Source organism: Ancylobacter dichloromethanicus (assembly GCF_018390645.1).
In the GTDB taxonomy this organism is placed as follows: domain Bacteria; phylum Pseudomonadota; class Alphaproteobacteria; order Rhizobiales; family Xanthobacteraceae; genus Ancylobacter; species Ancylobacter dichloromethanicus.
This window is the reverse complement of the sequence record NZ_JAHBGC010000012.1, coordinates 1-9,146: the sequence shown is the minus strand read 5'-3', so window position 1 is coordinate 9,146 and position 9,146 is coordinate 1. Positions and strand designations below refer to the sequence as shown.

Genomic DNA, 9,146 nt, shown 5'->3' with positions numbered 1-9,146 from the left:
CGCTGTCCGCAGGCACTCGACCATCGGCTACGTCAGCCCGATCGAGTTCGAGCGGGAGGTGGGATTAGCTTAACTGCGCGTCCACGAAACCGGCAGCAGGCCAGTTCGCTTTGCCCATCGGGGCCTCCTTGCCTCAAAATTTAGGGAAGAAGGCGTCCAGGAATCTAGGGGCGATTCAAGGCGATTTTCGTGGAGCCCGCCACAACCGCAGCTTCTACATCGCCGGCCAACGAGTCTAATTGACGTCAAGATAGCGAAATGGGCTGGCACAAACAGCATCAACACACGCTGACTTCGCCTGCCACCTACCCCCCGTACAGCCCCTGATACTGCTCGCGCAGCAGGTCAAAACCGGTACAGCCAGCGGAATGGTGACTGAAAACATGGTCTTTACGACGCCGGAACCCAGGGTCGTGGCGGCGTCTTCGAGTTCGACGGGCATTTCCTCCAGCGCGCTGGAGACCAGGGCGAAGGCGTAGTCCGGCGGTGCGGTCGACGGCGAGGGGGGTACGATTTACCTTCTCCGTTCTCCCATGCGTATTCCTCGACGGTCCTGTGGCGAGGACGGTCCTGTGGCGAGACTGAACCGTCGAAGCCTGCGATCGGGCACCGGGTATCACTGGCCGGCGGCACGCATCACGGCCTCAGTGTCCGTGAGCCAGACGAGGTTCTCGGCTTTCAGACCCTCCAGGACGCGCCGCAGCGACGTGGCTCCCGCCGGGGTGCCGACGACGAAGGGATGGATGCCGATGGCGACCACCGTCGCGGGCCTGCCGGGATCGGCGGCAGCTTCGCGGGCCAGTTCGCGCACATAGTCGAGCCAGAGCCGTGCGAGATCGTCCGCTTCCTTGAGGCGGGACAGGTACTGTCCCATATCCACGATACTCGGCGGATACGGTATCATCACCAACGGCGCCGGCTTGGTATCGAGCCGCGCCAACACGTCCGAATCCATTCCGTCCAACGTGTAGCGGATGCCCTCCGCGGCGGTGGCCTGGAAGGTGTCCGCATCGGGATAGACGCTCGGGCTGGTCCAGCCGACGCTGCGGATTCCCGTGCTCGCCTCGATCATGTCGAGCGTCTTGCGGATATAGGCGCGCTGAGCCGCAGGCCCTTCCGACAACGGCAGAAGATCCGTGGAGTTGTTGAGCCCGTGGGCGATGATCGGCGCGTCGGGGACGAGTGCGCGAAGCGTCTTCCATATCTCGGGGCGATCCTGCGGGAACTGGGCATTCAATGCGAGGCTGAGCGGGACGCCCATTTCCTTGAACACCCGCCCCGTGCGCGGCAGGCCGAAATTGATCGCATATTCCCGAAACCCCTCGTCCACGAGGTCGGGCTTGCGCCCCGTCATATCGGGTCGGAAGTTGGGGCCCTGTCCGTGTCCCCACACCTCGACATAGAGGATGAAGGCCACGGCGACCTTCCTGCCATTGGGCCACGAGGCGACGGGGACGTCCTGGCGCGGCAGGCCGGTGATCCAGTCGGTGCCGGAACGGCCGGTCGCAGGAGCGAGCGCCAGGAGCGCGGCAAGCAGAAAGGTGAGCGACGTCCTACGCATGTCCCGCCTCCATGGCAGTCCTGCGGGCGCGGACACGCCGCGCCCCGGGGATCGTGGATCAATGGATGTCGTCGAGAGACGCGGCGCCGGCGCCACCGGAGATGAGCGCCGGCCACTGATTGGAGCCGAACGGCACCTGCGGCGGCAGGAACGGCGCTTTCCCGCGCGCCTGCATTTCCGAGACGATCGCCTTGCGGGCGTCCCCTCCCATCAGTTCGTAGTCCATCAGGCGGCTGTTGTTGAAGAACAGTCCCCCGACCGAGCGGTCCGAGATGATGCGCACCAGGGACGTGAGCATGTCGTCGGGCGTGGTGGTGAACGAAATGGTCTCGATCAGCATCAGCCGGTCATTGATGGCTTCCTCGCCGAAATACTGGGCGAGTACGCTGAACAGCACGTTGTTCTGGCGGGCCACATAGATGGTATTGCTCGCCCCGTAGGCCAGATCGAAGCTGCCGCCGAGATCCTGCTTCCAGCCGTCGAGCACGCCCATCCAGTGCTTCACCTGGGTCTGTGCCGCCCAGGCAATCGCATGGCGCAGGAAAGGTGCCTGCAGCTTGGCGAAGGTCTGCACCGCATCGAGGCTGATCACGCCCTTCGCGAGGCAGTCCTCCATGAAGGAGATGTTGTTCTGCAATATCGCGCGCGAGTTCTCCCGCCAGTCATCGGGCATCTCGGCAGAGCCGATTCCTTCGAGGGCGATCTTCATCTCGGTCAGATAGCCGCGCATCGGGGCAACCCAGGACGTGTCGCCGGGAGCGTCCAGATAAGGCAGCACCACCTCCGATATGGCCATGGTGCTGTGTCCGAGCGACTTCATCACCTGGTAGACTTTGGGTACCGAGGGTGCCTCGAGCGGCGGCAGGCCGGGCCTGTAGAGGATCATGCGTCCACCCGAGCCGGAGAACAGCCCGAGGATGATCGGGTGCTTCGCCAGAATGTTCCGGCGGAAGACCTTCCCCGCATCCTCGTAGAGCGAGAACATGCTCGTATTGAGTTGCAGGACATTGCGGTTGGCGAGTTCCTGCGCCGATGGCGACTGCGGCGGCCCGGAGATCGGCTTCATATAGGCCGGCAGCGCGGTCTCCGCGGCGGCGGGCACCGTCGATGCCCCGACGGCCGCAACCAGTGCAAAGCCGACAAACGCACGCTTCATCATTTCCTCCCTTTGGGGTGTTCAGTTCGGGCAGGCTGCCCCGCTCTTGATCCAGGCCTCGACTAGGGCTTTCGCTTCCTGCTGCGTTCCCGGGGCCGGCGTGCGGTCGCCGCCCGGATGCCAGGCCCACCCGACGAGCGTGTCGTCGCCGATATGACGGACGAGATCTTCGAGGGAGCGTCCGCCGTTGCGCGCGGGATCCTTGATCTGGGCGCAGATCTCGCGCGGCGCCTTGCCTTCCCAGGCCATTTCCGCCGGCGCGAGGTGCCATTCCGGGTGTCCGGGCACGCCGGCCGGCTCGAAATTCGAACTGCCGTGGCATATGGAGCACCGCAGGCTCGCCAGCCCTAACCCGTCCGGCCCGCGGAACACGGGCGGCTGGTGCGGGCGGGCGGCATCTCCCTGTCGCGGCCGGTCGGTGGCCGGGTGGCAATTGGTGCAGCGCGGATGGGTCAGCACCTTGCCGAGCTCGGAGAAGTAGGCGGCCGAGCGCTCCGTCGGATCGGCGATGGAGGCAAAGCTGGCCGGCGCCGCGAGGGTGCCGGACGGAGCGGAAAGGACGGCGCCTGCCGCCGCTAGGAGCATGCTCGCGGTCGCCGCCGCCGCGAGGCTCACCATGAAATGCCTGTCGATCGACATTGCCGGCGCTCCCTCAGATCAGGAAGCGGTTGGGATCGGCGAGCACGACGTCGCGCACCGCCTGATGGTACTTCACATACCCCGAGCATCGGCACAGATGGCCGTCGAGGGCTTCGGTGATCGTGCGTTCCAGCTCCGTGCGCGGGATCGGCTCGCTCTGCAGGCGCTCGAGCAGTACCTGGCCCTCATTGAGGAAGCCCGGCGTGCAATAGCCGCACTGGAAGGCGAAATGGCTTATGAAGCTCTTCTGCAACGCCGTCAGCTCGCCGTCCCTGGCGTGCCCTTCCACCGTGCGGATCGCGAATTTGTCGAACTCCGTCGCGGGCAGGATGCAGGTCGGCATGGTGGCACTCGTGCCATCCGCGCTATCGACGATGACCGCGCAGCTCAGGCACTGTCCGGCGCCGCAGCCGAACTTCGTCCCCGTCATGCCCAGCACCTCCCGAAGGAAGTCGTTCATGGTGAGGTCGTCGCGCACCTCGATGGGGCCGTGGGCGCGACCATTGATGGACAGCGAAATGACGGGCACCGCGGATCTTCCTTTCACAAGGCGCGCCGGACGTCGTCCGGCGTGACCGGCAAGGCCTGGAAGCGATGCCCGGTGGCGTCGTGGATGGCATTCAGGATGGCGGGCACCACCGGGATCATCACGACCTCGGCCATGCCCTTCGGCGGCTCGTTGGGCGCCACCGGCGGCAGCACCTCGACCTCAAGCGCGTGGAGCGGCAGATCGGAGCCGCGGGCGACCACGTAGTCGCCGAGGTTCCAGCGCCCGTTGCCGGGCCCATCCTCGAACGGCGGCAAGGTCTCGAGGAGGGCGTAGCCGACGCCCATGGCGAAGCCGCCCTGGGCCTGGCCGAGCACTACCTCGGGGGTTAGTACCTGTCCGCATTCCAGAACGCTGTAGGCATCCGTGACGCGCACCGTGCCGCTCTTCCGGTCGATCGCGATCCGCACCAGCGTGCCGCAGCTCGACGTGAACGAGGTGCCGATGCGGTTGTAGTCGGCCGGCGGAAACGCGATGAAGCTGCGGTCCAGCACCGTGAACGGACCTTCCCCGCGCCGGACCGCGAGCGCATCGAGGTCGGCGGCCCAATCGAGCCCGCCGAGGGGAAAGGCAGCCTGTGCCCAGGCCCAGCGGGAGAAGGCGTGGGCCATGGCCCCGGTGAGCGCCCCCATCGCATAGGCCTTGGCGGCGACGTCCTCCTGGGCGAGCGGCGGCAGGCCGGACAGGATCAACATCCCATCCTGCCAGAACGCCTCCTCCCAGAGAAAATGGCGCGGATCGTCCTGGCCGATGCCCCAGAGCGCGAGCGCCGCCGGCCACATGCCGAAGCGCAGCACGATGCGCGCCGCCTCGGCTGCGGCATGGGTTCCCACATGGGCACCAATGGAGGCGCTGGTGGCGGAACTGATGCTCGGAACCCAGCGTGGGTCGCGGGAGACGGCGTCCTGCTCCTCCTGTGTGATGGCGTAGGGATCGCCGGAGGTGACGAGGCCCAGGGCGTCGAACGCGTCGATGCGGGCGACGGACACCTCGTCGGCCATTCGTCCGAGGAACTGCGCCACGCGGTTGGCCACCGCGGTGCCGATGCCGTTGCCCATCTCCACCGCGTCGCAGAAGATGCGGATGCGGCCGTTGGGATCCACCTCCACCCGGCCGAGCGCGGCGTCGGCGCCGGTGCCATAGTCCTTGGCGCACACCGCGACGCCCGTGCCGACCAGCGTATCGGCCGACGTCGCCTTGCGCGCCTGCACGCGCTCGCGCCAGAGCGCGTGGCCCTCCAGCTTGTCGAGGATCTCGGGCGTGCGCACCGACACGGTCCAGGGATTGCCGGTCAAGGTCAGCCCGCCGGTCTTCAGCAGGTTGCGCCGCCGCAACGTGATCGCGTCCATGCCGAGGCTTTCGGCCACCTCGTCCACCAGCGTCTCCAGCGCCGCCGCGGTCTGGAGCACGCCATAGCCCCGCATGGACCCCGCCGTGACGCCGCGCGAGTGCGTGGCGACAGTCGTCACGTCCACCTTCGGGATGTCGTAGATGCCGATCGCGGATGTCGCGGAGACCACCGCCACGCTCGCCGAATAGTTGGCGAGCCCGCCGCCATCGAGGACATGGTCGGCGGCGAAGGCGTGCATGCGCCCGGATGCCCGGTCGACGGCCACCTGGGTGCGCATCTCGAAGGCGTGGCGCTTGATGCCACCCTGAAACTGCTGGAAGCGGTCATACGCAAGCCGGATTGGCCGGCCCGGCAGGAAGATGGCCGCGAGCGCCAGATAGAGCGGGAACGGTGTGTGGTCGCGACCGCCGAATCCGCCGCCCATATGGGCGAAGTGGGTCTCGATGCGCTCCGGCCGTACTGCGGGCGCGGCCTGCCCCAGCAGGTGCGCCAGCGCCTCGCTCGCTTCGAGTGGCGATTGCACCCCGAGGACGAGCCGGAGCGTTTTGCCCGTCGAATCGTACCAGGCCAGGCCGCCTTCGGGTTCGAGGAACATCGGGTCGACGGACTGGGTGCGGAAGCGGCGGTCGAGCACCAGCGTGCCGGGATCCTTGGCGGCGATGGCGGCGCGGATCTCTTCGCCGTAGATCGCCCCCCTCTTGTATTGCCCGCCTTCCGACAGTGGCAGAGGCTCCCAGATCGGCCGTCCGTTCGCCTTGAAGAAGCCGGGGCTGATCCAGCCTTCCATGACCGGAGAATAGACATCCGGCGCGCGCGGCGATGGACCGGCAACGCGGGTGAAGCGCAGGGCGGCGTAGTTGGGTTGCGCCAGAGGGCCGGTCCTTGCGCCGAGCTTGATCGGGGGTGTCTGGCGTAGCAGGAAGCGAGCGCGATCGAACGCGTCGAAGCTCTCGAAGAGGAGCAGGGCCACCGGCTGGCCGAGATAGAGCGGTGTCGTCCCCACGGGGCAGAGCAGATCTCCCGTGTAGAAGGGCGGCGCACGGGTTCCGACCCGAGCGAGATCGTCCGCCGTCACCACAATGGTGGGCCGTGCGCTCGCGTCGAGAACCGAGAGATCGAGGCCGGCGAAGATGTGGGAAGCATCCGCGGTGCGCACGAGGAGCGCGTGGGCGGTCGTCGCCGGCCATCCGTCCATGTCCGCCGCGCGAAAATCGGATGCGTACAGCTTGGCGCCGGTCGCCTTGGCGAAGGCATCGATGCGCCCTTTCTCGAGGGGGGACGACTGCTTCGCGGCGATGCCGGGAAATGTCTGTGTCTCGTCGAACGGGCCCGCCTGCGCGGGCTGCAGGCGGGCCGTACTTAGCAGGATACCGCTTGCGGCGACCCAAGTTACGAATTCGCGCCGCGAGGGACGCATGTCATCTCACTCCCGACAAAAGGACAATGCACGAGTCGAGCTGGATTCGAATTTTCGGAACAGGACTGGCGCTTCGACCGACAATTGCCGATGCCCTGGTGCGCCACTGGTGCGAATATGAAGTTTTATCGTCTGATTTTTTAATTAAATGAGAGGCATCGAAGTTTTTATTGGATGCTGTTTCAAGAATTACGTTCAGTCGTCGTCGTCTCCCCCGCCCTATGGCCACAACAGGGGCATCAATGCCAATCTGAAACGATTCCACATTGTAGAAATTTACATAGCAGATTTACCGGAGCTCTCCTATTCCCTCATTTGAGGGATACGCCCAGCGTCGCCAAGAACGCCTCCGCCGGGCCGGACGATCGAGCGCCGGCACCCAAGGGCAGCCGCATGGGAAGCCGCTGCGTCGGCCGGCTAATCGTCCGGATCGAACACTGCCTGCGCGAAGAGGAGCGGAGGGTTCGCCCGGCGGATTATCGATCTCCGCCATCGCCCATCTGGAAGCGCCTCAGCAGCGTGGCGTGGGAGCGGACGCCGAAATGCCGGTACACCGCCCGTTGGTACTGAGCGATGGTGTACTCCGACAGCGACAGGCTGGCGGCCATTTCCTTTCGGGTGCGGCCGTCGAGCAGGAGATTGAGGACGAGGCGCAAGCGCGGGGAAAGGCGGGGCACGGTGACGCCGCGGTCGATCGGCCAGCCCTGCTCATGAAGCCACGGCAATTCGCTGAGCAGGATGTGCGCGATGCGCGACTCGCGTTCGGAGAAAGGCGGGTCGTCCTTGCGCCGAAAGATGCTGATGGTGCTGACCGCACGCTCGTCGATCGGGCGCAGCGAGAAGATGAACGGGCCAATGTCCGCGGCGGACAGGTGTGCGCTCACCCCCGAGGTGACGAACGTGGATTCGTCGACTACCTGTTGTCGCAAGCGGGTGACATGGGCTCCTCGCTGACGCATCTCACCGAGCAGTTTCTCGGACGTCCATGCCATGTCGGGATGTCCTGCCGCGAGGAGCAGCCGGTCATAACGCGCCTCGTCGAAGCCGCCGTGGACAAGGCCGAGATAGACCGGCTGCTCGCCCGGCAAGGCGAGGCAGCCGAGGCTCCACGTCCAGGCGTCCGCCTTGACCAGCGCGCAGATGCCTTCGACGAGGCGACGCTTCACGCCGAAGAAGTCCTGCCGCGAGACGATAACATTCCCGAGCAGCCTGACGATGTCGCGCACGTCCGACTCTGCGAGGGCGCCGTCTGATTCGCTCTGGAGGACGGCGAGGTCATGGAGCATTTGCCACTCTTTCTGGTGCGCGACACTCAATCAGCGGCCATCGCTCAAGCAGATGGTCGTGCATCGAGAATCACCATTGTGTAACGAGTCCAAAGTCCGCGACAAGCGATGCCGCCGACGTCTGCCGCACGCCGCAATTGCCCACCCATGTTCGGCACGGCCTCGCGAACGATCTGGTCAGCAAGGCGTGCCGGCGTCGTCCCGCCGCGTCGGCAGGCGTGCGGCGGGCAGGTTTCGACGAATATGTGAAATGGGCTGCGTGGTTGCTAACGCATTGATCTTGCCGGCGCCGACGTGGATGAAATGCTGCGGCACTCTAGCACTATTTTGGCAGATTTTTGTGAGCGAGCTCTCTTCTACAGTGCGGACATCGCGTTGGAGGCGTTCGTTCGAGCCTGAAAATGATGGCTGCCCGGATCGCTGGAAGGGTTGGCTGCGGTGGCGGGCCCTTGCTTCTTTTTTCCCGCTTCGCCTGTTTGAGGCGACGGGATTGGAGGAAGGCGTAGGCGATCATGGTCATGAGCGCGTGTCTGTGTAGCCCCTTCCATGATCGTCCCTCGAAGTGGTCGAGACCAAGCTCTTCCTTCAACGGCTGATGCGCCTGTTCACAGATCCAGCGCGCCTTGATCGCGCCGGCCAGGCGCGTGAGCGAGGTGTCGGCGGGCAGGTTCGAGAGATAATATTTGCGGTCTCCATTCGAGCGATGTTCTCCGATCAGCCAGACCTCCTCGCCAGGCAGATGCTGGGCGCCCATGGCACCGATCCGCTATGGCGGACCGTCGGCGACACGCACGCGCCTTGCAGCAAAGCGGGCCTTCAGGCGTCCCTTCGTCCCACGCCGCCAACTCAGCATCCGCCAAGGCGCCTCTTCCAGCATCGCCGATCTGCGCATTGCGAGCCGCAAGAACAGCGCGTGAACCGCGCCGGAAGCGGCATCCGAGAGAGGATGCCGCCGAGTGGCGCAAGGTCTTGATATCCGTCGTTGAAAAATGGCGCGCCCACCGGGGAATCGCACTCCGACTTTCGCCGTGAGAGGGGGGCAACCTCAACGGTAGCGTGGGGACGTTGCAGCGGAAGTTCTCTCGGCTGAAATCGGTGACGAAGTGGAAACCGCCTTCCTTCCATCTTCGCTTTTTTAGGGTCGGGACTCATAACCAGTAGCTGACGGTGGCCGCGATGCAGACGGCTG

At 65.5% G+C, this 9,146-nt stretch carries 6 protein-coding genes and 1 pseudogene; all 7 read right to left on the bottom strand.

The genetic code is table 11. The features are described 5' to 3' along the window. Positions 1-616: 616 nt before the first annotated feature. The gene (locus KHC23_RS06790) at positions 617-1,597 is read right to left on the bottom strand and encodes a polysaccharide deacetylase family protein (RefSeq protein ID WP_271188651.1); all 981 of its coding nucleotides are present in this window, start codon (positions 1,595-1,597) and stop codon (positions 617-619) included. Positions 1,598-1,619: 22 nt separating this feature from the next. Then, positions 1,620-2,717: a hypothetical protein gene (locus tag KHC23_RS06785; protein ID WP_246544353.1), complete on the bottom strand. Its 1,098-nt coding sequence runs from the start codon at positions 2,715-2,717 to the stop codon at positions 1,620-1,622. A gap of 21 nt (positions 2,718-2,738) precedes the next feature. Further along, entirely contained in the window at positions 2,739-3,335 is a 597-nt protein-coding gene (locus KHC23_RS06780) for an Isoquinoline 1-oxidoreductase subunit (RefSeq protein ID WP_373878514.1), read from the bottom strand. 34 nt (positions 3,336-3,369) lie between these two features. Continuing rightward, positions 3,370-3,885: a (2Fe-2S)-binding protein gene (locus KHC23_RS06775; protein ID WP_213370792.1), complete on the bottom strand. Its 516-nt coding sequence runs from the start codon at positions 3,883-3,885 to the stop codon at positions 3,370-3,372. 14 nt (positions 3,886-3,899) lie between these two features. Beyond that, positions 3,900-6,671: a xanthine dehydrogenase family protein molybdopterin-binding subunit gene (locus tag KHC23_RS06770; RefSeq protein WP_213370790.1), complete on the bottom strand. Its 2,772-nt coding sequence runs from the start codon at positions 6,669-6,671 to the stop codon at positions 3,900-3,902. A gap of 476 nt (positions 6,672-7,147) precedes the next feature. Next, positions 7,148-7,957: a LuxR C-terminal-related transcriptional regulator gene (locus KHC23_RS06765; protein WP_213370783.1), complete on the bottom strand. Its 810-nt coding sequence runs from the start codon at positions 7,955-7,957 to the stop codon at positions 7,148-7,150. A 322-nt stretch (positions 7,958-8,279) separates the two neighbouring features. Continuing rightward, positions 8,280-8,855, bottom strand: a pseudogene (locus KHC23_RS06760) (IS701 family transposase); the annotation flags it as partial. Positions 8,856-9,146 lie beyond the last annotated feature (291 nt).

Bases quoted from the DNA above. Each gene is read 5' to 3' on its own strand.
- KHC23_RS06785 (WP_246544353.1), bottom strand. From the start codon at position 2,717: ATGAAGCGTGCGTTTGTCGGCTTTGCACTGGTTGCGGCCGTCGGGGCA.
- KHC23_RS06765 (WP_213370783.1), bottom strand. From the start codon at position 7,957: ATGCTCCATGACCTCGCCGTCCTCCAGAGCGAATCAGACGGCGCCCTC.
- KHC23_RS06780 (WP_373878514.1), bottom strand. From the start codon at position 3,335: ATGGTGAGCCTCGCGGCGGCGGCGACCGCGAGCATGCTCCTAGCGGCG.
- KHC23_RS06770 (WP_213370790.1), bottom strand. From the start codon at position 6,671: ATGCGTCCCTCGCGGCGCGAATTCGTAACTTGGGTCGCCGCAAGCGGT.